The sequence below is a fragment of the Burkholderia metallica genome (assembly GCF_902832845.1).
In the GTDB taxonomy this organism is placed as follows: Bacteria; Pseudomonadota; Gammaproteobacteria; order Burkholderiales; family Burkholderiaceae; genus Burkholderia; species Burkholderia metallica.
Genome location: NZ_CADFDB010000001.1, coordinates 174,346 through 196,838, shown reverse-complemented (window position 1 = coordinate 196,838; position 22,493 = coordinate 174,346). Strand labels below are relative to the sequence as shown.

20 protein-coding genes and 1 pseudogene are annotated in these 22,493 nt (G+C 68.8%); 13 read left to right on the top strand and 8 right to left on the bottom strand.

Going from position 1 to position 22,493, the window contains the following annotated elements:
* The first annotated feature begins 131 nt into the window (after positions 1-131).
* The 3 genes and pseudogenes from HWX08_RS00915 to HWX08_RS00905 form a co-directional block, all read left to right on the top strand.
* A complete protein-coding gene (locus HWX08_RS00915; protein ID WP_174922737.1) occupies positions 132-713 on the top strand; it encodes an HD domain-containing protein in 582 nt (193 codons plus the stop codon).
* A 55-nt stretch (positions 714-768) separates the two neighbouring features.
* Positions 769-1,497, top strand: coding sequence for a class I SAM-dependent methyltransferase (locus HWX08_RS00910; RefSeq protein WP_174922738.1), 729 nt, complete (start codon positions 769-771; stop codon positions 1,495-1,497).
* A gap of 61 nt (positions 1,498-1,558) precedes the next feature.
* Positions 1,559-1,783 (top strand): annotated as a pseudogene (locus HWX08_RS00905) (efflux transporter outer membrane subunit); the annotation flags it as partial.
* A 42-nt stretch (positions 1,784-1,825) separates the two neighbouring features.
* Here HWX08_RS00905 and HWX08_RS00900 read toward each other — a convergent pair.
* Positions 1,826-3,364 carry an MFS transporter gene (locus tag HWX08_RS00900; protein WP_069261212.1) on the bottom strand — a complete coding sequence of 513 codons (1,539 nt, stop codon included), beginning with the start codon at positions 3,362-3,364 and terminating at the stop codon, positions 1,826-1,828.
* Between the two features lie 177 nt (positions 3,365-3,541).
* Between HWX08_RS00900 and HWX08_RS00895 the strand changes: the two genes are divergently transcribed.
* A complete protein-coding gene (locus tag HWX08_RS00895; RefSeq protein ID WP_069260500.1) occupies positions 3,542-4,459 on the top strand; it encodes a LysR family transcriptional regulator in 918 nt (305 codons plus the stop codon).
* A 47-nt stretch (positions 4,460-4,506) separates the two neighbouring features.
* On the opposite strand, the gene HWX08_RS00890 is transcribed toward HWX08_RS00895, so the two are convergent.
* From HWX08_RS00890 to HWX08_RS00865, 6 genes are all read right to left on the bottom strand, one after another.
* Positions 4,507-5,646, bottom strand: coding sequence for an enoyl-CoA hydratase/isomerase family protein (locus HWX08_RS00890; protein WP_069260501.1), 1,140 nt, complete (start codon positions 5,644-5,646; stop codon positions 4,507-4,509).
* Positions 5,643-6,434, bottom strand: coding sequence for an enoyl-CoA hydratase (locus tag HWX08_RS00885; RefSeq protein WP_174922739.1), 792 nt, complete (start codon positions 6,432-6,434; stop codon positions 5,643-5,645). Before HWX08_RS00885 ends, HWX08_RS00890 begins: the two co-directional genes overlap by 4 nt.
* Positions 6,434-7,333, bottom strand: a complete 900-nt coding sequence (gene mmsB / locus HWX08_RS00880) for a 3-hydroxyisobutyrate dehydrogenase (protein WP_069260503.1) — start codon at positions 7,331-7,333, stop codon at positions 6,434-6,436. Before mmsB ends, HWX08_RS00885 begins: the two co-directional genes overlap by 1 nt.
* 18 nt (positions 7,334-7,351) lie before the next feature.
* A complete protein-coding gene (locus HWX08_RS00875) occupies positions 7,352-8,875 on the bottom strand; it encodes a CoA-acylating methylmalonate-semialdehyde dehydrogenase (protein WP_174922740.1) in 1,524 nt (507 codons plus the stop codon).
* 101 nt (positions 8,876-8,976) lie between these two features.
* On the bottom strand, positions 8,977-10,683 hold the full coding sequence (locus HWX08_RS00870; RefSeq protein WP_174922741.1) for an AMP-binding protein: 1,707 nt from the start codon (positions 10,681-10,683) through the stop codon (positions 8,977-8,979).
* 260 nt (positions 10,684-10,943) lie between these two features.
* Entirely contained in the window at positions 10,944-12,077 is a 1,134-nt protein-coding gene (locus HWX08_RS00865) for an acyl-CoA dehydrogenase family protein (protein ID WP_027789617.1), read from the bottom strand.
* 137 nt (positions 12,078-12,214) lie between these two features.
* Between HWX08_RS00865 and HWX08_RS00860 the strand changes: the two genes are divergently transcribed.
* The 9 genes from HWX08_RS00860 (at position 12,215) to HWX08_RS00820 (ending at position 21,318) form a co-directional block, all read left to right on the top strand.
* On the top strand, positions 12,215-13,249 hold the full coding sequence (locus HWX08_RS00860) for an AraC family transcriptional regulator (RefSeq protein ID WP_069260505.1): 1,035 nt from the start codon (positions 12,215-12,217) through the stop codon (positions 13,247-13,249).
* Positions 13,250-13,365: 116 nt separating this feature from the next.
* The gene (locus HWX08_RS00855) at positions 13,366-14,931 is read left to right on the top strand and encodes an NfeD family protein (protein ID WP_175806957.1); all 1,566 of its coding nucleotides are present in this window, start codon (positions 13,366-13,368) and stop codon (positions 14,929-14,931) included.
* Entirely contained in the window at positions 14,928-15,701 is a 774-nt protein-coding gene (locus HWX08_RS00850; protein ID WP_069260507.1) for a slipin family protein, read from the top strand. Before HWX08_RS00855 ends, HWX08_RS00850 begins: the two co-directional genes overlap by 4 nt.
* A gap of 247 nt (positions 15,702-15,948) precedes the next feature.
* Entirely contained in the window at positions 15,949-16,830 is an 882-nt protein-coding gene (locus HWX08_RS00845) for a M24 family metallopeptidase (RefSeq protein ID WP_069260508.1), read from the top strand.
* 45 nt (positions 16,831-16,875) lie between these two features.
* The gene (locus HWX08_RS00840; protein WP_174920857.1) at positions 16,876-18,663 is read left to right on the top strand and encodes an SDR family oxidoreductase; all 1,788 of its coding nucleotides are present in this window, start codon (positions 16,876-16,878) and stop codon (positions 18,661-18,663) included.
* A 30-nt stretch (positions 18,664-18,693) separates the two neighbouring features.
* The gene (locus HWX08_RS00835) at positions 18,694-19,599 is read left to right on the top strand and encodes a metal-dependent hydrolase (protein ID WP_069260510.1); all 906 of its coding nucleotides are present in this window, start codon (positions 18,694-18,696) and stop codon (positions 19,597-19,599) included.
* Between the two features lie 78 nt (positions 19,600-19,677).
* Complete coding sequence (locus HWX08_RS00830; protein WP_069260511.1) at positions 19,678-19,965, top strand: hypothetical protein; 288 nt, start codon at positions 19,678-19,680, stop codon at positions 19,963-19,965.
* A gap of 251 nt (positions 19,966-20,216) precedes the next feature.
* The gene (locus HWX08_RS00825; protein WP_069261214.1) at positions 20,217-20,606 is read left to right on the top strand and encodes a DUF2917 domain-containing protein; all 390 of its coding nucleotides are present in this window, start codon (positions 20,217-20,219) and stop codon (positions 20,604-20,606) included.
* Positions 20,607-20,943: 337 nt separating this feature from the next.
* The gene (locus tag HWX08_RS00820; RefSeq protein ID WP_174920858.1) at positions 20,944-21,318 is read left to right on the top strand and encodes a DUF2917 domain-containing protein; all 375 of its coding nucleotides are present in this window, start codon (positions 20,944-20,946) and stop codon (positions 21,316-21,318) included.
* Between the two features lie 159 nt (positions 21,319-21,477).
* On the opposite strand, the gene HWX08_RS00815 is transcribed toward HWX08_RS00820, so the two are convergent.
* The gene (locus HWX08_RS00815) at positions 21,478-21,756 is read right to left on the bottom strand and encodes a hypothetical protein (RefSeq protein ID WP_069260512.1); all 279 of its coding nucleotides are present in this window, start codon (positions 21,754-21,756) and stop codon (positions 21,478-21,480) included.
* Positions 21,757-22,493 lie beyond the last annotated feature (737 nt).

Sequence of the window (22,493 nt, the reverse complement as noted above, 5' to 3'; positions counted from 1 at the left end):
ATGCAGGCTGCGGCGCGCCACGCAAATAATGCCGACAACGCCCCCGTCCGCTTAAGCCACGCATATTTCATGCGTGGACGAACCGCGGCGAGCCGGATTACGCTGGTCGGCTCATCGCAAGGACACCGAACATGAACCCCGATACGATCCACGCGCGGCTCGCTTTCCTGCGCGAAGCCGAACGCCTGAAGGACGTGCTGCGCAGCGGCCACACGTCGGCCGGGCGCGCGGAAAGCACGGCCGAGCACAGCTGGCGGCTGTGCCTGATGGCGCTGGTGTTCGCGGACGCGCTGCCCGGCATCGACACGCTGAAGCTGCTGAAGCTGTGCGTCGTCCACGATCTCGGCGAGGCGCTGCACGGCGACATCCCCGCGATCGAACAGGACGCACATCCCGACAAGAGCGCACACGAACGCGACGACCTGCTGACGCTCACCGCGCCGCTCGATCCCGCGCTGCGCGACGAGATCGTCGCGCTGTGGGACGAATACGATGCGGCCGCGTCGCCGGAGGCACGCGCGGCGAAGGCGCTCGACAAGCTGGAGACGATTCTCCAGCACAACCAGGGCCGCAATCCGCCCGATTTCGACTACGCGTTCAATCTCGGCTACGGCCGACGCTACACCGACGCCGCCCCGCTGTTCAGCGCGATCCGCGACATCGTCGACGCCGACACGCAACGCCGGATCGACGCGGGCGCGCCGCGCGCGTAAGCTCGCGGAATCGCGTGCGCGGCACCGCGCACCCTGCTCGCACGAGGCCTGACGCATGACGCAGAACATTTACGACGACCCGGCCTTTTTCGAAGGCTACAGCCGCCTGAACCGCTCGATCCACGGCCTCGACGGCGCGCCCGAATGGCCGGCCTTGCGTGCGCTGCTGCCCGATCTGCCGGGCCGCCACGTGCTCGACCTCGGCTGCGGCTACGGCTGGTTCAGCCGCTGGGCGGCCGAACAGGGCGCGGCAAGCGTACTCGGCATCGACGTGTCCGAGCGCATGCTCGAACGCGCGGCATCGACCGCCGCGCACCCGGCCATCACGTACCGCCGCGACGATCTCGAAGCACTCGCGTTGCCGCGCGCCGCGTTCGATCTCGCGTACAGCTCGCTCGCGTTCCACTACGTCGCCCGCCTCGACACGCTGCTGCGCACGATCCATCACGCGCTCGTGCCCGGCGGCCAGCTCGTGTTCTCGATCGAGCATCCTGTCTACACGGCGCCGCGCCGGCCTGGCTTCGTCGTCGATGCGCAGGGCAACCGGTCCTGGCCGCTCGACGGCTATCAGCGCGAAGGCGAACGCGTGACCGACTGGCTCGCACCGGGCGTCGTCAAGCAGCACCGCACGCTCGGCACGCTCGTGAACCTGCTGATCGGCAGCGGCTTCACGCTGATGCACCTCGACGAATGGGGGCCGACGCAGGCGCAGGTCGATGCGATGCCCGCACTCGAAGAGGAATGCGACCGGCCGATGATGGCGCTCGTTGCCGCGCAGCGGTGACGCAGGCCGCCACGCACGCAAGCGCCTTCTCTCACCGCTTCGACCGATCGCAACCTTGACGCCGCTCGAACGCGAGGCCGAACAGCGCGCGCTGTCGCTGGCCGACGCGCAGCGCGCCGAGCGGCTCGCCGCCGCGCGCTTCGCGGCCGGCGCGACGGCCGTGCAGCCGTGGCTCGATCAGCAGCGACTGCTGCGGGACGCGCAAAGCGCCGACGAGCAGACGCGGCTGGACCGGCGCAACAACCGGATGACGCTGTACCGCGCACTCGGCGGCGGGATGTCCTGACCGGCGCGCGCACCGCGCCGGCCGCACCGGTCACGCCCTGCCTCATTCGCACACGGGCGCCCCGCGCCGCGCGGGCGCGAACGCCACCGCGCTCGCGGTGGCGAGCACGGCCACCCCCACCGCGCCGTACACCATCACCCAGCCGAACCCGTGCACGAGCGCCGCATGCAGCGCCGCGCCGGTCGGGTCGGCCTGCGCGAGCGCCGGTGCGATCTCGTGCAGCCCGTCGGTGCGGCCGGATGCGATTTCCTGCGCGAGCCGGCGCAGCGCCGCATCGCCGATCGTGCCGGCCGCACCGGCCTTCAGGCTCGCGACGATCCCCGCGACCAGCACGAAGCCCATCGTCGCGATGTTCAGCGCGAGCGAGATCATCCGCGCGCTCATGTCGATGCCCGACGCCATCCCGGCCCGCGCGCTCGGCACCGCGCCCGTCGTCGTGTTGGTGACCGGCGTGTTCGTGAGCCCGAGCCCGATGCCGGCGATCACGCAGCCCGGCAGCATCGTGATCCAGCTCGCATGATCGGCCGCGCTGCCGATCCGCATCAACGCGAAACCCGCGGCGATCGTGAACAGCCCGCCCGGGATCACGACGCCCGGCCCGAAGCGCAGCGCGAGCCGTTCGCCGAACGGCGGCGCGACCAGCGTCGGCAACGTATACGCGAGCAACGCGAGGCCGGCCGTCACGCTGTCGTAGCCGAGCGCGACCTGGAACCAGATGGGCAGGTAGATCATGAACGGCCAGAAACTGAAGTTCATTCCCATCGACCCGAAGATCGCGCCCGTGAACGCGCGAATCCGGAACACTGAGAAATCGAACATCGGCCGCGCGCTGGCGCGCTCCGCGACGAAGAAGCCCGCGAGCGCCAGCACGGTCGCGACGAGCACGCCGAGGCCGGCCGCGCTCGTCAGCCCGAGTTCGGCGCTCTGCGTGATATAGAACGCGAGGCCGAACACCGCGAGCGACAGCGTGACGATGCCCGCCACGTCGAGCGTGCCCGCGTGCGGATCGCGCGACTCCTGCACCGCGCCGCCGATCAGCACGAGCGCAATCGCCGCGAGCGGCGCATGGACGAGGAACACCCACGGCCAGCTTGCGAGCGCGACGATCGCGCCGCCGACGATCGGCCCGAAGCCGAGCCCGATGCCGAACACGATGCCCCAGATCCCGAACGCACGGCCGCGCTCGCGGCCTTCGCGGAACTGGTGCGACAGCACCGCGATCTGGCAGATCAGCATCGCGCCGCCGCTCGCGCCCTGCAGCAGCCGGCCGGCGACGAGCACCGGCACGTTCGGCGCGAACCCGCACAGCAGCGACGTCGCGCCGAACAGCACGGTGCCCGCCACGTACACGCGCTTGCGGCCGAACCGGTCGGCGAGCGTGCCGGCCGCCATCAGCACGGTCGTGCACGCGATCGTGTACGCATTCATGATCCACTGCATGCCGTTGAAATCGCCATGCAGCACGTGTTCGAGCGTCGGCAGGATCACCGGCACGCTCGAGATTTCGAGGCCGAACATCAGCGACGTGAGACAGACGGCCGCGAGCGCGACCGCATTCCTGCGGGAGTCGGATAGCGTCATGCGTATTGCGCGGCGGCCCGGCAACGGGCCGCGCGCCTCCAGTGAGAAGGGTTCGCCGCGCGCGGCCGGCAACGCACGCTGAACGGGAATCGGTACTATAGTGAGAATTTCCATCCCCATTGACGCACGCATTTCTCCAGACTGGGGAACTACAGGACTCAATCATCCAACCTTCCGATGACCGACAGACTCGACGGCGTGACGACCTTCGTCCAGGTAGTGGAATCGGGCAGTTTCGCGCTCGCCGCGGAGCGGCTCGACATGACGCGTTCGGCCGTCGGCAAGGCAATCGCGCGGCTCGAGAAGCGGCTCGGCGCGCGGCTGCTGCAGCGCACGACGCGCAGCCAGAGCCTGACCGACGACGGCCAGGCGTACTACGACCGCTGCGTGCGTGCGCTCGCGGAACTGGAAGCGGCCGAGGCCGACCTCGACTGCGGCCGCAACGAACCACGCGGCAAGCTGCGCCTGAGCGTGCCGCTCGCGTTCGGGCACCATTGCGTGACGCCGATCGTGCTCGACATCGCGCGCACCTATCCGCATCTGCGGATCGACGTGTCGATCACCGACCGTTTCGTCGATCTCGTCGAGGAAGGCATCGACCTCGCGGTGCGGATCGGCACGCTCGCGGACAGCACGAGCCTCGCGGTGCGGCGGCTCGGCACGCAGTACGGCAGCCTCGGCGCGGCGCCGTCGTATCTCGCCCGCTACGGGACGCCGAAGACGCTCGACGATCTGAAAAACCACCGGACGATCGCGTATTCACGCTCGGGCGTCACTCAACCGTGGGACTTGCGCGCGCCGGACGGCTCGACGGTCCGCATCGACATGCCGCACCAGCTCAGTTTCGACGACGTGCAGGCGATCGCGGCAGCCGGCGCATCGGGGTTCGGGATCGCGTGGCTGCCGAGCTGGCTGCTCGATCAATACGTGAAGCGCGGCGAGATGGTTGTCGTGCTCGATCGCTGCTTCGTCTGCGAAGGCGACATTCACGCGATCTGGCCGAAGACACGCTACCTGCCGCGCAAGACGCGCTGCGTGATCGACGCGCTCGCGCAGGCAGTGCCGCCAATGATCGAGCGTCCCGACGAAGCGTGACGGGACGCGTGCAAACCGACGCGCCGCGCGGCGCGCCGGGGGGGGCATCACGCCGCGCCGAGATCGGCCAGCGGATGCGCAAACAGCTTCCACGGCGACGTCAGGAAATGCCGCACGCGTTCGGCGCGCAGCTCGACGAGCGACGCGGGCGCCCAGCGCGGCTTGCGATCCTTGTCGACGAGATGCGCGCGCACGCCTTCGCAGAAGTCGCCCTCCTCGATCGCGCGCGCGACGATGCCGAGTTCCATCCGGAACGATTCGGCCAGCGTCATCTGGCGGCCGCGCAGCAACGCCTCGCGGGTCACGGACAACATCGTCGGCGAGTGGCCGGTGAGCGCATCGAGCGTCGCCTGCAGCCATTGACGATGCTCGCGCGACAGGTCCTCGCGGGCGAGATCCTGCGTCAGCGTCGCGACGATCCGCTCGACGGTCGAGCGCTTGTCGAAGTGACGCACGATCCACGGCATCTGGCTGTCGAGCGCCGCATGCGGCACGACGTTGCACGGCGGCTCGAACACCTTGCGCAGCAACGGCAACGCGTCGCCCTCCCACCTGACGCTCTCGATACGCGTCTCGAACGTGTCGAGCCACGCGGACGGCACGCATAGATCCGCGAGCTTTGCGGTCAGCGCGTCGGCGCCCGACAGCATCGCGCCGGTCAGCCCCACGTACAGTTCGAGTTCGACCGGCATGCGCGACAGGAAATGCGTCGCGCCGACGTCGGGCACGAGGCCGATGCGCGTCTCCGGCATCGCGATCTTGCTGCGCTCGGTCGCGACGCGCAGCGCCGCGCCCTGCGCGAGACCCATGCCGCCGCCCATCGTCACGCCGTCCATCAGCGCGACGACCGGCTTCGGGAACGTATGAATCGCGTAGTCGAGCCGGTATTCGTCGACGAAGAACGGCAGCCAGGTTTCGCGCTGCGCGACCATCCGGTACAGCGCACGCACGTCGCCGCCCGCGCAGAAGCCCTTTTCCCCCGCGCCGCGCAGCACGACCGCGACGATCCGGTCGTCGTCGCGGCAGCGCTCGAGGTGCGCGGCCAGCTCGCCGATCATCGGGTACGACAGCGCGTTGAGCGCGGCCGGCCGGTTCAGCGTGATCAACGCCACGCGATTCACCACGCGGAACAGCACCTCGGGCGCGTGCGCCGCGAACGTATCGGGGTTCGTCACCGGCGTGCTCATCGTTGCGACTCCCCCTCGGTGTGCCACTGCGGCGCGCGCTTGCCGAGGAACGCGGCCACGCCTTCGCGCGGATCGTTCGTGTCGAACAGGTCGACGAAACGCTCGCGCTCGACCGCGAGCGCCGCGCTGCGCGGCACGCCGCGGCGCGCGAGGCCGATCAGGTCCTTGCTGTATGCGACCGCATGCGGGCTCTGCCGCACGACGTTGCGTGCGAGCGCCAGCGCGGCATCGCGCGACGCGCCCGACGCCACGACGTCCTCGACGAGGCCGATGCGCAGCGCGGTGGCCGCATCGACGCGCGCGCCGGTCAGGATGATCTTCTTCGCCCAGCCTTCGCCGACGAGCCAGGGCAGCGTCTGCGTGCCGAGCCCGCACGGCAGCAAGCCGACCGACGGCTCGGGCAGCGCCATCTGCGCATGCGTCTCGGCGATCCGCAGGTCGCACGCGAGCGCGCACTCCAGCCCGCCGCCCATCGCATAGCCGTTGATCGCCGCGATCGTCACGACGCGCGCATCGTGCAGCGCCTCGAACGCCGCACCGAAGCGCGACGCCATCGCACGCGCGACCGCGCGGTCGCCTTCGGCGAACGTGTTGAGATCGGCGCCCGCGCTGAAGAACTTCGGGCCGTCGCCGGTGATCACGAGCGCGCGCACGCGCGGGTTCGCATTCAGTTCGGCGACGCTCGCCTGCAACTTCCGCAGCCCGTCGGCGGTAAAGGCGTTCGCGGGCGGACGCTTGAGCGTCGCGCACGCGATCGCGCCGTCGTCGACGTAGTCCAGTTCGATCATTACGCGTCCTTCTTCGTTGCCGGTTGATACAGGCGGATCACCGCCGAGAAATCGAGCTGGCCGTCGCCGCGGCTGCTCATCGTCTGGTACAGCTGCTGCGCGAGCGCGCCGAGATAGACGGGCTGGCGTGCCTGCTTCGCCGCGTCGTTGGCGAGGCCGAGATCCTTCAGCATCAGGTCGGTGCCGAAGCCGCCCGAGTAGCCGCGCGACGACGGCGCGGTGTCGATCACGCCCGGATACGGGTTGTAGGTGTCCGAACTCCAGCAGCGGCCCGTCGACGTGTTGACGATGCCGGCCAGCACCTTCGGGTCGATGCCGAGCGCGACACCGAGCGACATCGCCTCCGACACGGCTGCCATCGAGATGCCGAGCACGAGGTTGTTGCAGACCTTCGCGACCTGCCCCATGCCCGTCGCGCCGCAGTGGACGATGTTCTTGCCCATGCCGGCGAGCACCGGCTTCACGCGCTCGAAATCCGCGTCGCTGCCGCCGACCATGAAGGTCAGCGTGCCAGCCGCCGCGCCGCCGGTGCCGCCCGACACCGGCGCATCGACGAACGCGCCGCCGTGCTCGCGCACCAGCGCGCCGAACGCCTGCGCGCTCGCCGGATCGATGGTGCTCGAATCGATCACGGTCGCGCCCGCGCCGAGGCCGGCGAGCACGCCGTTCTCGCCGGACAGCACCGAGCGCACGTGCGGGGCGGCCGGCAGCATCGTGATGATGAACGTCGCGCCCGACGCCGCGTCGCGCGGCGACGCGGCCACCTGCGCGCCGGCATCCTGCAGCGCGCGCAGTGCATCGGCACTCAGGTCGAACGCGTGCACGTCATGGCCGGCTTTCAGCAGGTTCAGCGCCATCGGCGCGCCCATGTGGCCGAGGCCGATAAATCCGATTTTCATGTTGGTGCCCTCCGCCGCTCAATGCAGCCGGATCGTCGTGTTCACGGGGCCGGCCGTCGCGTCGTCGTCGAACCAGCGCGCGGTGACCGTCTTGGTCTGCGTGTAGAACTGCACGACCTGCTTGCCGTACGGGCCGAGGTCGCCGAGCTTCGAGCCGCGCGAACCGGTAAAGCTGAAGAACGGCACGGGTACCGGGATCGGGATGTTGATGCCGACCTGGCCGACGTCGATCTCGCTCTGGAACTTGCGCGCGGCCGCGCCGCTCTGCGTGAACAGGCCCACGCCGTTGCCGAACGGGTTCGCGTTGACGAGCGCGATCGCGTCGTCGAGCGTGTCGGCTTCCATCACGACCAGCACCGGCCCGAAGATTTCGTGCGTATAGATCGACATGTCGGTCTTCACGCCGGAGAAGATCGTCGGGCCGACGAAGTTGCCGTGCTCGTAGCCGTTCACCTTCACGTCGCGGCCGTCGAGTTCGAGCTTCGCGCCTTCCTTCACGCCCGCGTCGATCAGCGACAGGATGCGCTCCTTTGCGGCCTTCGACACGACCGGCCCGACGTCGGTGCCGGCTTCCGCGCCCGCGTTGACCTTCAGTGCCTTCGCCTTCTCGACGATGTCCGGCAGCCAGTCGCGCGCGTTGCCCACCAGCACCGCGACCGATGTCGCCATGCAGCGCTGGCCGGCCGCGCCGAAGCCCGCGCCGACGAGCGCGTTGATCGCCTGCTCGCGATTCGCGTCGGGCAGCACGACCGCATGGTTCTTCGCGCCCATCATCGACTGCACGCGCTTGCCGTGCGCGCTGCCGAGGTTGTACACGTGCGTGCCGACCGCCGTCGAACCGACGAACGAGATCGCCTTCACGAGCGGATGCGTGCAGATCGCGTCGACGACTTCCTTGCCGCCGTGCACGACGTTCAGGACACCTTTCGGCACGCCGGCCTCGATCGCGAGTTCGACGAGCTCCATCGTCGTCATCGGGTCCTGCTCCGACGGCTTCAGCACGAACGTGTTGCCGCACACGATCGCCATCGGAAACATCCACAGCGGGATCATCGCGGGGAAGTTGAACGGCGTGATGCCCGCGCACACGCCGAGCGGCTGGCGCAGCGTGTAGGTGTCGACGCCGCCCGCGACGTTCTCGGCGAATTCGCCGAGCTGCAGCGACCCGATCGAGCACGCGTGCTCGACCACTTCGAGGCCGCGGAAGATGTCGCCTTCGGCATCGGGAATCGTCTTGCCCTGCTCGGCCGTCAGCGTTTTTGCAATGCGCTGCTGGTTCGAGCGCACGAGATCCTGGAACTTCAGCATGATGCGCATGCGCGCGGCGATCGGCGTGTTCTTCCACGTCGCGAACGCGGCGTGCGCGGCCTGCACGGCCGCGTCGACTTCCGCGACGGTTGCGAACGGCACGCGCGCGAGCACCTGCTGCGTCGCCGGGTTGACGATGTCGCGCCACTCGTTCGTGGCGGACTCGACGAAGGCGCCGTCGATCAGCAGCTTGACCGTCGGCACGTCTTTCGAAATCGCGTTCATCGATCCCATCTCCTTGCAGAAGGCCGCGAAGCGCGCTATCGCCGCGCGGCCGGTTCAATTCGGCTACGGGCGGCGGCCGCGTCACGCGGCGCGCGCGGCCCGCGGTCACGTCACTTCAGGTCGGCGGCGAAATCCTCTTCCCAGTATTCGCCGGGCATGCGCGCGCTCGCATCGTCACCGCGCTCGATCTCGCGGCGGCGCAACTCGACGCGGCGGATCTTCCCCGAGATCGTCTTCGGCAGGTCGGCGAACTGCAGGCGGCGGATGCGCTTGTACGGCGCGAGTTTCTCGCGCGAGAAACGGAAGATCTCCAGCGCGAGCGCGGGGCTTTCTTCATAGCCCTGCCGCAGCGTGATGAAGGTCTTCGGCACCGACAGCCGCACCGGGTCGGGGCTCGGCACGACGGCCGCCTCGGCGATCGCCGGATGCTCGATCAGCACGCTTTCGAGTTCGAACGGGCTCAGCCGGTAGTCGGACGACTTGAACACGTCGTCCGCGCGGCCGATATACACGTAGTAGCCGTCGTCGCGACGCATCGCGATGTCCGACGTGCGGTAATGGCCGTCGCGCATCGCGTGGGCCGTCGCGTCCGGGTTGTTCGCATAGCCGGTCATCAGCCCGACCGGGCGCGTGACGTCGGCGCCGATCGGCAGCGCGACTTCGCCTTCGGTCACCGGCGCGCCGTCCGGGTCGAGCAGTTCGATCCGGTAGCCGGGCAGCGGCCGGCCCATCGAGCCCGCGACGACCGGCTGGCCCGGCGAGTTGCCGATCAGGCAGGTCGTCTCGGTCTGGCCGTAGCCGTCGCGGATCGCGATGTTCCATGCCTTCTTCACGCGCTCGATGATCTCGGGATTGAGCGGCTCGCCCGCGCCGACGATCTCGCGCAGCTTCACGTCGAACGACGCGAGCGGCTGCTGCACGAGCATGCGCCACACGGTCGGCGGCGCGCACAGCGTGGTCACCTGGTATTTGACGAGCGCATCGAGCACGACCTTCGGCTCGAAGCGCGTGTAGTTGAATGCGAACACGCACGCCTGTGCGTTCCACGGCGCGAAGAAGCAGCTCCATGCGTGCTTCGCCCAGCCCGGCGAGCTGATGTTCCAGTGGATGTCGCCCGGCTGCAGGCCGACCCAGTACATCGTCGACAGGTGGCCGACCGGATAGGTGCGGTGCGTGTGTTCGACGAGCTTCGGCTTGGACGTCGTGCCCGACGTGAAGTACAGCAGCATCGGATCGTTCGCGTGCGTGACGGCATCCGGCTCGAAAGCCGCGCTCGCCGCGTAGCCGTCGTTCATCGCGAGCCAGCCCGCGCGCGGCGCGCCCGCGACGATCTTCTGCGCGAGGCCGAGGTCGGGCTGTTCGAATTTCGCGGTTTCGTTTTCGTCGACGATCGCGTATTTCGCGCCGCCGATCTGCACGCGGTCGCGCACGTCGTCGGGCGACAGTTGCGTGGTGGCAGGCAGCACGATCGCGCCGAGCTTCATCGCGGCGAGCATCGCGTCCCACAGTTCGACACGGTTCGGCAGCATCAGCAGGATCCGGTCGCCGCGCACGACGCCGATCGCGCGCAGCCAGTTCGCGATCCGCGACGAACGCTCGGACATCTGCGCGAACGAATACGGGTCGCCGGTGCCGGTCGCCGCGTCGACGATCCACAGCGCGGGCTGGTCGTTGCCGCGCGCCATCGGGTCGAAGTAGTCGAGCGCCCAGTTGAACGTCTCGAGCACCGGCCATTCGAAATCGCGGTACGCGGTTTCGTAGTCGGTGCGATGGCGCAGCAGAAAGTCGCGTGCGTTCAGGAATGCCTGTACCGTCATCGTTAGTCTCCTGTCGGCCCACGTTAGCGCTTTAGCGCTTACGTGGGCCCCATGCCGTGCGCGGTTTGCATAAGCGCTTCCGCCCTTACGCATGCCTCCGTGCCGCGGCAAGTCTCCATGCCTCGCGGTCGACCGGCGCATGCGCGGCAGCCCATGCCCGATCCCCTGTTGCGCGGCGCACGGTCACGTCGTTGCGTGCCGCGTTCACCGCGCTGCCCTCGTGCCCTGCGTGACGTTGTCGTCGGCGCGATCGTCGCGGCTCAAAGCTGCCGCGCGATCACCATCCGCTGCACTTCGCTGGTGCCTTCGTAAATCTGCGTGATGCGCGCGTCGCGGTAATGACGCTCGACTTCGTAATCGACCAGGTAACCGTAGCCGCCGTGGATCTGGATCGCGTCCGAACACACGCGCTCGGCCATCTCGGATGCGAACAGCTTCGCCTGCGACGCTTCCGACAGGCACGGCAGCCCGGCCGTGCGCAGCTTCGCCGCGTGATGCACGAGCAGGCGCGCGGCATTGATCTGCACGGCCATGTCGGCGAGCTTTTGCTGGATCGCCTGATGCTCGGCGATCGGCTTGCCGAACTGCACGCGCTCGCCCGCATAGCGGCGCGCCTTGTCGAACGCGGCGCGCGCGATGCCGAGCGCCTGCGCGGCGATGCCGATGCGGCCGCCTTCGAGGTTCGACAGCGCGATCTTCAGCCCTTCGCCGCGATTGCCGAGCAGGTTCTCTTCCGGAATCGCGCAGTTCTCGAACGTGATCGGGCACGTATCCGACGCGCGGATGCCCATCTTCTTCTCGGGCTTGCCGACGATGAAGCCCGGCGTGTCGGTCGGCACCAGGAACGCGGAAATGCCGCGCTTGCCGGCCTCCGGATCGGTCATGGCAAAAACGATCGCGACGCCGGCGCGCTGGCCGTTGGTCACGAACTGCTTGGCGCCGTTCAGCACCCATTTGCCGTCGCGCAGTTCCGCACGCGTGCGCAGGTTGTTCGCCTCGGAGCCGGCCTGCGGCTCGGTCAGGCAGAATGCGCCGATCACGCGGCCCGCCGCCATGTCGGCCAGCCAGCGATCTTTCTGAGCAGGCGTGCCGAAGCCGAGGATCGGCCCGCAGCCGACGGAGTTGTGCACGCTCATCATCGTCGCGCACGCGGCGTCGCCGGCGGCCACCTCTTCCATCGCCAGCGCGTACGCCACGTAGTCCGTATACGAGCCGCCCAGCTCCTGCGGCACGATCATCCCGAGCAAGCCGAGTTCGCCGAGCTGCGCGACGATCGCATCGGGCAGGTGTGCGTCGTGGTCCCATTGCGCGGCGTTCGGCGCCAGCATCTCGGTCGCAAAGGCGCGCGCGGCGTCGCGGATCATCCGCTGGTCTTCGGTGTAAAGCTCGTCCATGGTGCTGCTGTCTCCCGCGGCCGCCGGGCGCGACCGTCCTTGCGTTTCGATGCAACAAGTGTAGGCAAGCACGCGCGACTGTTCGATGCTCGCGTCGCTCATTTACACTGAGCGTTTTTGCCACACCGGCGACATCGATGAAGCAGGAAGACAAGGGAACCGTCGCGATCAGCCTCGTCGCTTACAGCGTCGCGCTCGCGACCCGGCGCGGCGTCGCGGCCGAGCCGCTGCTCGCGCAGGCCGGCATCGCGCCCGCGCTGCTCGGGCAGCCGCGCGCACGCGTGTCCGCGCAGCAATACGGCGCCCTGTGGAACGCGATCGCGCGCACGCTCGACGACGAGTTTTTCGGGCAGGATCGCCACCCGATGCGCAGCGGCAGCTTCATCGCGATGAGCCAGGCCGCGCTCACTGCGCGCGACGGGCTGCACGCGATGGCGCGCGCGGTGAACTTCATGCACTGCGTGCTCGACGACCTGCACGCGGAACTCGACGCGAACCCGCAGCGCGTGCGGCTGCGCTTCGTGCACCGCAACAACGGCGCGACGCCCGCGATGTTCACGTACGCGACCTATTTCATCATCGTATACGGGCTCACCTGCTGGCTGATCGGGCGCCGCATTCCGCTGCTGCATGCGAGCTTCCGCTGCGACACGCCGCCCGCCGATCACGAATACCCGTCGATGTTCTGCGACGACATGCGCTTCAACGAACCCGATTCGTATGTCGATTTCGATCCCGAATTCGCGACGCTGCCGGTCGTGCAGAACGCGAAGACGCTGAAGACGTTCCTGCGCAACGCGCCCGCGAGCTTCATCGTCAAGTACCGCAACCCGAATGCGCTCGCGCAGCGCGTGCGCGCGGTGCTGCGCGGGATGCCGCCCGCCGCGTGGCCGGGCGCGGGCGGGATGGCCGCGCGGCTGCACGTGGCCGAAGCCACGCTGCGCCGCAAGCTGCACCAGGAAGGCCAGGCCTACCAGTCGATCAAGGACACGCTGCGGCGCGATCTCGCGTTCGAGGCGCTGGCCGACCCCGCGCGCACGATCGCCGACGTCGCGGCCGCGACCGGTTTCGCGGAACCGAGCGCGTTCTACCGCGCGTTCCGCAAATGGAGCGGGCGCAGCCCGGCCGACTATCGCGACGAAGTGCTCGCGCGCGGCGGCGGCGCGAGCTGACGCTAGCCGGCCGTCGTTTCGCGCTTTGTGCCGAAACCGCCTAATCTTTAAGCATCGGGCCCACGCCCTTTCCGCCAGCCGGACGGCACGCGGCCGCGCGCCGCCCGGACGTCTCGATGCCCTTTCATCGTCACGGGCCGTCGCCGGCGCCTGCCATGCCCGGCGGCCACCCTCGTCACCCGTTGTCCGCACGGATCGCGCGCGCCGCGCTGTTCGCGGCGCTGCTCGTCGTGTGTGCCGCGCTCGCCGCGCCGCCGGCGGCCGACGCACCCGCCGCCACAGGCGCGGTAATCGTGATCCCGGTCAACGGTGCGATCGGGCCGGCCAGCGCCGATTTCATCGTGCGCTCGCTCGACCGCGCGGCGCATCGGCACGCGCCGCTCGCGATCCTGCAGCTCGACACGCCCGGCGGCCTCGACACGTCGATGCGGCAGATCATCAAGGCCATCCTCGGCTCGCCGGTGCCGGTCGCCGCGTTCGTCGCGCCGGGCGGCGCGCGAGCCGCGAGCGCGGGCACCTATATCGTCTATGCGAGCCACTTCGCGGCGATGGCGCCCGGCACCAATCTCGGCGCGGCGTCGCCCGTGCAGTTCGGCGTCGGCGGCGCGGCGCCGCCGGGCGGGAACCCCGTCGCACCGCGCGCGCCGGCCGCCCCGTCGGGCGCCTCAGCAGCGTCCGATGCGGCCGCGACGCAGGCCGCGTTGCCGACCGATACCCAATCGACCGAAATCCGCAAGGCGACGCAGGACGCGTCCGCCTATATCCGCGGCCTCGCGCAGTTGCGCGGGCGCAATGCCGAATGGGCCGAACGCGCGGTGCGCGAGGCCGTGAGCCTGTCGGCGAACGAGGCGCGCGCGCAGCATGTGATCGACCTGATCGCCCAGGACCCGGCCGACCTCACGCGCCAGCTCGACGGCCATCGCGCGACGACCACCGCCGGCACGCTGCGGCTCGCCACCGCGCATGCGCCGCTCGTCGTGGTCGAGCCCGACTGGCGCAGCCGCTTCCTCGCAATCATCGCCGACCCGAACGTCGCGCTGATCCTGCTGACGATCGGCATCTACGGCCTCTTCTTCGAGTTCGCGAACCCCGGCTTCGTGCTGCCGGGCGTCGTCGGCACGATCTGCCTGCTGGTCGGGCTGTTCGCGATGCAGTTGCTGCCGGTCAGCTATGCGGGCCTCGGCCTCGTGCTGCTCGGTCTCGGCTGCCTGGTCGCCGAGGCGTTCCTGCCGACCTTCGGCGTGCTCGGGTTCGGCGGAATCGTGTCGTTCACGATTGGCGCGCTGATGCTGATCGACACCGACGTGCCCGGCTACGGAATTCCGTGGCCCGTGATCGCGAGCCTCGCGCTCGGCGGCGGGCTGCTCGTCGCGGGCGTGTCGAGCGTCGCGCTGCGCGCGCGGCGCCGCCCGGTCGTGACGGGCGCCGAGGCGATGGTCGGCAGCATCGGCGAAGTGCTCGACGACGGCCTGCTGGCCGACCAGCCGGACGGCGCGGCCGGGCCCGCACCGTCGGCCGCGGGCTGGGCGCGCGTGCACGGCGAGCGCTGGCGCGTCGCGAGCAGCGTGCCGCTCGCCGCCGGTTGCCGCGTGCGGGTCACCGGACGCCAGGGGCTGCTGCTCACCGTCGCCCCGCTGTACGACGTGCCGACGCAAGAACAACACCAGGGAGTCCCGTCATGATCGGTTATACGTTCGGCTTCAGCAGTGTGCTGATCGTCTTCGTCGTCGTGCTGGTCGCGTCGTCGATCCGCATCTTCCGCGAGTACGAGCGCGGCGTGGTGTTCATGCTCGGCCGCTTCTGGAAGGTGAAGGGGCCGGGGCTCGTGCTGATCATCCCGATCGTCCAGCAGGTCGTGCGGATGGACCTGCGCACCGTCGTGTTCGACGTGCCGCCGCAGGACGTGATCACACGCGACAACGTGTCGGTGAAGGTCAACGCGGTCGTGTATTTCCGCGTGGTCGATCCGGAGAAGGCGGTGATACAGGTCGCGCGCTTCTTCGACGCGACCAGCCAGCTCTCGCAGACGACGCTGCGTTCGGTGCTCGGCAAGCACGAACTCGACGCGCTGCTCGCCGAGCGCGAGCAGCTGAACGCCGACATCCAGAAGACGCTCGACGCGCAGACGGATGCATGGGGGATCAAGGTGTCGACGGTCGAGATCAAGCACGTCGACCTGAACGAGACGATGATTCGCGCGATCGCGCGGCAGGCCGAGGCCGAGCGCGAGCGGCGCGCGAAGGTGATCCATGCGGAAGGCGAGCTGCAGGCGTCGGAAAAGCTGCTGCAGGCCGCGCAAACGCTCGCGCAACAGCCGCAGGCGATGCAGCTGCGCTACCTGCAGACGCTGACGACGATCGCCGCGGACAAGAACTCGACGATCGTGTTTCCGCTGCCGATCGACTTGCTGGGGACGTTGCTGGAGCGGCTGGGCGGGAGGCGGGACGGATAACGCAGACATCCGGATCCGCACCGGATTCGCGGCACGCCCCCGGTCGTCGCAGCCTCCGGCAATCTAGGGCTTCCCCTCTATTTCCCCGTTCCATTAGGACAAATCCTCACGTCCGGGGGCTGGCGCGCTTTCCGGAACCGTCTATGATCATTACATCGATCAATGACACATTAAATGCTGACTGAATAATCCGCGACGGCGACGCCGACGGATGCGTTCCGGATCAGCACCCGAACGGAGACGCATCATGTCCGCCCCGCATCCGCTGCCGGAAGTCCACCTCGACGAGCTGCCGCAATTCCGCGCGGTCCAGCAGCTTGCCTACCGCTGTGTCGAAACCGTCGGCGCGATGCTCTACCCCGGCATCACCGAAAAGGAAGCCGCGCGCCTGCTGACCGAATGGCTGCAGGACAACGGCGTGCACGACTGGCTGCACAAGCCGTTCGCGTGGTTCGGCGACCGCACCGCATTCGAAGGCTTTTCGGGCCTCAAGCACATGGGCGGCTTCAATCTCGCGTTCTTCCCGAGCAACCGCCAGCTCGAAACCGACATGCCGGTGATCCTCGACGTTGCGCCGGTGCTCGACGGCATCGTGGCCGACGTCGGCTACGCGCACTGCCTCGGCCGCAATCCGATCCTCGAACAGTTGCAGGACGACCTGATGGACCATCGCGACATGATCGTGCGGCTCGTGAAGGCGCGCCGGACGATGGCCGAAGTCGCCCAGGAAGTCGACGCGCTGTGCCGCCGCCAGGGCGTCGAGCCGCGCCACAAGGCGTATCCGTTCAAGGTGCTCGCGCATCGCGTCGCGAAGATCCACAAGCTGTCGAAGCCGCGCTTCGTCGCCCGCTTCGGGCTGAACGCGACGCGCAATCTGCTGCTCGACCAGGGCCGCGCGGCGAAACAGCAAGGCTGGTCGCCGCTGTGGTCGATCGACCGCCGCTCCGAGCACGCGCCCGTGCCGGGCCTGTGGGCGGTCGAACCGCATCTCGGCTTCGCCGGCGTCGGCGCGAAATTCGAAGAGCTGCTCGTCATCACCGAAGACGACGCGTACTGGCTCGACGACGACCTGCCGCACGTGCGCCGCCGGCAGCGCCGCCAGGCCGAACGCATGCAGGCCGTCGCCTGACGCGAACGCGCCCATCCTCCCGAATCCCTGAACGACGGACTCACGATGCAGCCTCTTTCCGACGAAGCGCCGCTGGCCCTGTTCGAATCGGTTCATCGCGAAACGGCGGTCGCGTCCGGCGACCTGACGCTCGCGGTCAGGACCTGGGGCGATCCGGCCCGCTCGCCGGTCGTGCTCGTGCACGGCTATCCGGACGACAGCAGCGTCTGGCAGCACGTCGCGCCGCTGCTGGCCCGCAAGCACTACGTGATCGCGTACGACGTGCGCGGCGCGGGCCTGTCCGGCGCACCGAAGCGCACGGCCGACTACCACCTCGCGAAACTGACCGACGACTTCGTCGCGGTGATCGACGCGCTCTGCCCCGGCCGCGCCGTCCACCTGGTCGCGCACGACTGGGGCTCGATCCAGGGCTGGGAATTCGTCACCGATCCGCGCCTCGCCGGCCGCATCGCGTCGTACACGTCGTGCTCGGGGCCGTGCCTCGACCACGTCGGCTTCTGGCTGCGCGAACGCGTGCTGCGGCCCACGCCCGCGTCGCTCGCCAGACTCGGCGGCCAGCTCGTGCGGTCGTGGTACGTGTACCTGTTCCATCTGCCCTTCATCCCCGAGCTCGGCTGGCGGCTGTGGCTCGGCCGCGCGTGGCCGGGCCTGCTGCGCCGGCTCGAGAAGACGCCCGCCGCACCGCGCCCGACGCAGGCCGACGACGGCGCGCGCGGCGTGCGCCTGTACCGCGCGAACTTCATCCGCTGCCTGTTCGCGCCGCGCGAGCGCTACGCGCATGCGCCGGTGCAGACGATCGTGCCGCTCGGCGACAAATACGTGAGCCCCGCGCTGTCCGAGAACCTGTCGCGCTGGGTGCCGCAGTACTACCGTCGCGAGGTCGCGGCCGGGCACTGGCTGCCGCTCGCCGATCCGGCGCGCTTCGCGGATCTCGCCGGGCAACTGATCGACGCGGTCGAATCGGGCGACGAACCGCCCGCGCTCGCGAACGCGCGCCGTCGCGCGACGAGCGGCCGCTTCAGCGGCAAGGTCGCTGTGGTGACCGGCGCGGGCAGCGGCATCGGCCGTTGCGCGGCGCTCGCGTTCGCCCGCGAAGGCGCGACGATCGTCGCATGCGACATCGATCCGGCGAGCGCCGAGCGCACCGCGCTGCTGATCGGGCTGACCGGTGCGCACGCGCACGCGAAACGCGTCGACGTCGGGTCCGCCGACGAAATGGAAGCGCTCGCGACGTGGGTCGGCAATGAACTCGGCGGTGCGGACGTCGTGATCAACAACGCGGGCATCGGCATGGCCGGCGGCATCCTCGACACGAGCACGCGGCACTGGGAGCGCATCCTGCACGTAAACCTGTGGGGCGTGATCCACGGCTCGCGGCTGTTCGCGCAGCAGATGGCCGCGCGCGGCACCGGCGGCCACATCGTCAATACCGCATCGGCCGCCGCGTTCGGGCCGTCGCGCGACCTGCCCGCGTATGCGACGACGAAGGCCGCGGTGCTGATGCTCAGCGAATGCATGCGGGCGGAGCTCGCGGAGCAACGCATCGGCGTGACGGCCGTGTGCCCGGGCTTCGCGGAAACCGGAATCATGGCGTCGACGCAGTACGCGGGCGCCAACGCGCAGGACGAAGCACGGCTGCGCAAGCGCGCGACGAAGCTGTACCAGATGCGCGGCCTGAAACCCGAAACCGTCGCACAGGCGATGGTCGACGCCGTACTGCGCAACCGCCCCGTCGTCGCGGTCGGCGCCGAGGCGCACGCGATGCGCTTCGTCGGCCGCTTCATGCCGTGGCTCGGCCGGATGATCGCCCGCGTCAGCATGGCATCGCATTGACGGCGCACGACGCCGCACAGGGAGACACAGATGACCGATACCGCCGACTATCACAAGATCAAGGCCCGGCACGTGAAGTTCGACTTCAGCGACACGCCGATCACCTGGGTGCCGAACGACCCGGGCAGCACGCACATCATCAACACGCTGAACCTGCTGTTCCCGGAAGGCGAGCTGTGGTTCTGCCGCGTGTACAACAAGGCATTGCCGCTGATCACCGATGCGCGCCTGCGTGACGAGGCCGAAGGCTTCCTGCGGCAGGAAGCGGTGCATTCGCGTTCGCACGGCGGCGTGCTCAAGCACTACTACGACCGGCACGGGATAGACACGAAGCCGTTCACACAGAAGCTCAACCGCCTCTTCACGCGCGTGCTCGGCGAACAGCCGCTCGGGCTGAAGATCGGCCACACGCGTTTCTGGCTGCGCCAGCAGCTCGCGGTGATCGCGTCGCTCGAGCATTTCTTCGGCTATCTCGGCAACTGGGTGCTCAACGCGCACGGGCTCGACGAGGGAAAGGCCGACCCGACGATGGTCGACTTGCTGCGCTGGCACGGTGCGGAGGAAGTCGAGCACCGCACGGTCGCGTTCGACATCTACCGGCACATGGGCGGCACCTATCCGGAGCGCTGCGTGCACATGGCGTTCGTGATCCTGCTGCTGCTCTACTACATCACGACGGGCGCGAAGTTCATGTACCGGCGCGACCCGGCCGCCGGCCGCTACCCGGGTTTCGCGCTCGCGTGGTGGCAAGGCTCGCGGCGCGGGCACCTGCCGTCGTTCTGGAAGGTGATCGGCGCGGCGCTGCGCTATTTCAAGCCGAGCTATACGCCGCACCACGAAGGCTCGACCGAACAGGCGCTCGCCTACCTCGCCCGCTCGCCGGCCGCGCAGGCGGCCGCGCACGGCGGCAACTGGGGCACGACGAAGGGCGCCTGAGCGCGATTCCTGCCGGCGCGGCGGGCGCTGCCCGCCGAAATGCGTACAATCGCGGCTTCATTTCCCGGAGGTGCCGCGATGGCCATGAAGAAAACCGATCTCGAAAAGAACAAGGCGCTGAAGCTGACGCAAGCGATGAAGCAGTCGAACTCCGCGCGTTTCGGCAAGGGTGCCGAAGAAGCCGTCAAGCTCGACCGCCGCGCGCAGCGCAAGCTCGACCAGGAACAGGGCCTCGTGCCGTTCGCCTGCAAGCTCAACGCCGACCTCGTCGAACAGCTCAAGGCGCGCGCGGCCACGCACCCGGAAGGGATGACGGGCCTGCTGTCCGAGCTGCTCGTGAACGGGCTCGCGCAACGCGACGCGTGACCGCCACGTGCCTCGAAATTTCCGTTGACATTGCTGCGCTGCCACGACACACTCGTTCGCATGCCTACGCTCAAGCCCGCCGCCATCGCGCATAAAAACCGAGTGAACGCCCACCCGCGGCGATCACCGGAGGCGCTTGTGCGTTAGCATCGAGATTCAGTTACGCATGTCACGAGGCCTCGCCGGAAACGGATGAGGCCTTTTTGTTCTGGTGCGCGTCATCCCGCCCGGCTCAACGGATGGAGATGACGATGGACCAAGCAAGCCGGCTGGTTGTCTGCCCCGATCGGTGCCGCGCCGATGCGATCGCATTGCCGCGCGTCGTGATGCAATTCACGGTCGCGCCGCGCAAGACGCTGACGTGGTGCGCGCAAGACGATGCGGAGATCCGCGTGCACGACGCGACGCTGTGGGTCACGCGGCTGGGCAGCGTCGACGATTACTGGATTCGGCCCGGCGACGTGCTGCGCGTGCGGCGCGGCGATCGCCTCTGGATGAGCACCGGCGACGACCGTCCGGCCGAAGCGTCGATCACGACCGCGTGCGTGATGACACGCGATGCGTGGTTCGCGCATGCGCTCGCCCGGATGCGCAGCGTGCTGCGCGAGCGATGTCGAAGTCGAAGCCGAAGTCGTTCATGACGAACGCGCCGCTGCGTACCGGATACCCACGGGATATCAGTACGCAGCGGCGTCACGCATTGCGGTGCGGGCGCATCGATGCATCGCTCCCGCTTATCCCGAAAATTGTCGTTGACAACCGCGTTCCTCGCAGACAAACTCGTTCGCATGCCTACGTACAAGCTCATCGCCATCGCGATTCATCGCTCGATGAACCTTCGAAAGAACGGTTCACGGGAGGCGCTTGTGCATTAGCAATCGAGCAGTACAGCATGTCACACGAGGCCTCGCCGGAAACGGACGAGGCCTTTTTGTTCTGGTGCGCGTCGTCCGTCCGGCTCACTGAATGGAGATGACGATGGACCACGCAAGCCCGCTGTTCGACCAACCCGATCCGCGCCGTGCCGGCACGATCGCGCTACCGACCGTCGTGATCCGTTTCGCGGTCGCGCCGCGCACGACGCTGACGTGGCGCGCGCCGCAGGACGCGGAACTCCGCGCGCACAGCGCGGCGCTGTGGGTCACGCGCCCGCCGAGCGTCGACGATCACTGGGTGCAGCCCGGCGACGTGCTGCGCATCGCCCGCGGCGAGCGCATCTGGCTCGGTACCGATGCCGACCGGTCGGCCGAAGCGACGCTCACGATCGCGTACGTGCGGCGCGGCGAGCGCGTCACGCGCATGCTCGCGCACGTGCAACGTTTGCTCTTCGGGGCGGGGAGAGGAAGCGGATAAGCGCGCGCCGTCAGGCACGCTGGACGCGGAACGGCCGCGACCGAAAACAGACGCACCTGCGGCGTAACGCGCCGCAGGTGCGCATCGAATATCGCGGCACGCCGCTGCGTGCCGCGAGCGATCGCGCGCCGTGCGCAGCGACGGGATGCAGTTGATGCATCAGGTGCTGGCGGCGAGACGCGGGCCCGTGCTCCGGGGAGTGGAATCGAGGTCGGGACGTTGCGCTGCCTGCGCGGTCACCCACGGATCGATGCCCTGCTTCTGCACCTCCTCGAGGAATGACACACGTGTGCGCCAGTAATCCGCTTGTAATTTCGCGTCGATGACGCGCTGTTCGGCTGCGAACAGTTCCATGCGCGCCGTCACGAGCATCGACGCAGCGGTTTTTTCCGGCGTGGGGGCGTGTCGCATCGCCCAACGACTGATCCAGTTCAACATGCTGACCTCCGTGATTACGGACGAACCCGCATCGGGCAATCGCAATCGGCCGTGCCTGCCCGAACGCGCAACGGCCTTGACCGCACTTCACCGCCGGGCCTGCACGGACTGCGACTCCCCCGCGTCGGCAATGAACGGCCGGCGTGTGCATGCGCGGTGTATCTATCCTAGAAAGACTTGCCGGTTTACGCGATGGGGTCTTGCAATCTTTTACACAGAAACCACAGTCGCCCCCGCATCGCGAAATGACAGTTGCGGGCGGGACGGCTTCGGCGCACGATAGCCCGATCTCTGCAACCGCCTGGACTGACGAATGCCCGCCGCACGCCGCGGCCGGCCATCCGCATCGGCCACGCCCGTGCGTTCGCGCGCACGCTTCGCCCGCGTCCGCGCTCGTCCAGCATGCGGGTGCCGCGTTTCAGTCGGATGTCATCCCCCTGCTCCGTGCGTTCCACTGCGCACGCCGTTGCGTACGCATCGGTTGGCCGCGCTCGCGTGCCCCGCCTCCCTTTCCGCCAGGTCTCCGCCATTTCTGCCGGCCCGTTCCGCCCGAACCGGTAAAATGCGCGCCTTCGCCGCGCGGCCGGGCTGCCAGACCGTTCGCGCGCAGGCAGCGGTCGATCTTGCGATCGTGCCCCCCAACTATATCGTCCGAGCTATCCGCGCTATTACAATCCGCCGATAGCCGGGCAATAGTGGCTGGTTACAGTAAGCCCGCCGCGCACTGCCTTTACAAC

What these genes read in the sequence shown, in the direction of transcription:
- HWX08_RS00890 (WP_069260501.1), bottom strand. Translation starts at nt 5,646, where the DNA reads ATGAGCACGCCGGTGACGAACCCCGATACGTTCGCGGCGCACGCGCCC.
- HWX08_RS00830 (WP_069260511.1), top strand. Translation starts at nt 19,678, where the DNA reads ATGGCCATGAAGAAAACCGATCTCGAAAAGAACAAGGCGCTGAAGCTG.
- HWX08_RS00895 (WP_069260500.1), top strand. Translation starts at nt 3,542, where the DNA reads ATGACCGACAGACTCGACGGCGTGACGACCTTCGTCCAGGTAGTGGAA.
- HWX08_RS00875 (WP_174922740.1), bottom strand. Translation starts at nt 8,875, where the DNA reads ATGGGATCGATGAACGCGATTTCGAAAGACGTGCCGACGGTCAAGCTG.
- HWX08_RS00860 (WP_069260505.1), top strand. Translation starts at nt 12,215, where the DNA reads ATGAAGCAGGAAGACAAGGGAACCGTCGCGATCAGCCTCGTCGCTTAC.
- HWX08_RS00870 (WP_174922741.1), bottom strand. Translation starts at nt 10,683, where the DNA reads ATGACGGTACAGGCATTCCTGAACGCACGCGACTTTCTGCTGCGCCAT.
- HWX08_RS00900 (WP_069261212.1), bottom strand. Translation starts at nt 3,364, where the DNA reads ATGACGCTATCCGACTCCCGCAGGAATGCGGTCGCGCTCGCGGCCGTC.
- HWX08_RS00825 (WP_069261214.1), top strand. Translation starts at nt 20,217, where the DNA reads ATGGACCAAGCAAGCCGGCTGGTTGTCTGCCCCGATCGGTGCCGCGCC.
- HWX08_RS00855 (WP_175806957.1), top strand. Translation starts at nt 13,366, where the DNA reads ATGCCCTTTCATCGTCACGGGCCGTCGCCGGCGCCTGCCATGCCCGGC.
- HWX08_RS00820 (WP_174920858.1), top strand. Translation starts at nt 20,944, where the DNA reads ATGGACCACGCAAGCCCGCTGTTCGACCAACCCGATCCGCGCCGTGCC.
- HWX08_RS00910 (WP_174922738.1), top strand. Translation starts at nt 769, where the DNA reads ATGACGCAGAACATTTACGACGACCCGGCCTTTTTCGAAGGCTACAGC.
- HWX08_RS00840 (WP_174920857.1), top strand. Translation starts at nt 16,876, where the DNA reads ATGCAGCCTCTTTCCGACGAAGCGCCGCTGGCCCTGTTCGAATCGGTT.
- HWX08_RS00865 (WP_027789617.1), bottom strand. Translation starts at nt 12,077, where the DNA reads ATGGACGAGCTTTACACCGAAGACCAGCGGATGATCCGCGACGCCGCG.
- HWX08_RS00845 (WP_069260508.1), top strand. Translation starts at nt 15,949, where the DNA reads ATGTCCGCCCCGCATCCGCTGCCGGAAGTCCACCTCGACGAGCTGCCG.
- mmsB (WP_069260503.1), bottom strand. Translation starts at nt 7,333, where the DNA reads ATGAAAATCGGATTTATCGGCCTCGGCCACATGGGCGCGCCGATGGCG.
- HWX08_RS00885 (WP_174922739.1), bottom strand. Translation starts at nt 6,434, where the DNA reads ATGATCGAACTGGACTACGTCGACGACGGCGCGATCGCGTGCGCGACG.
- HWX08_RS00850 (WP_069260507.1), top strand. Translation starts at nt 14,928, where the DNA reads ATGATCGGTTATACGTTCGGCTTCAGCAGTGTGCTGATCGTCTTCGTC.
- HWX08_RS00915 (WP_174922737.1), top strand. Translation starts at nt 132, where the DNA reads ATGAACCCCGATACGATCCACGCGCGGCTCGCTTTCCTGCGCGAAGCC.
- HWX08_RS00815 (WP_069260512.1), bottom strand. Translation starts at nt 21,756, where the DNA reads ATGTTGAACTGGATCAGTCGTTGGGCGATGCGACACGCCCCCACGCCG.
- HWX08_RS00835 (WP_069260510.1), top strand. Translation starts at nt 18,694, where the DNA reads ATGACCGATACCGCCGACTATCACAAGATCAAGGCCCGGCACGTGAAG.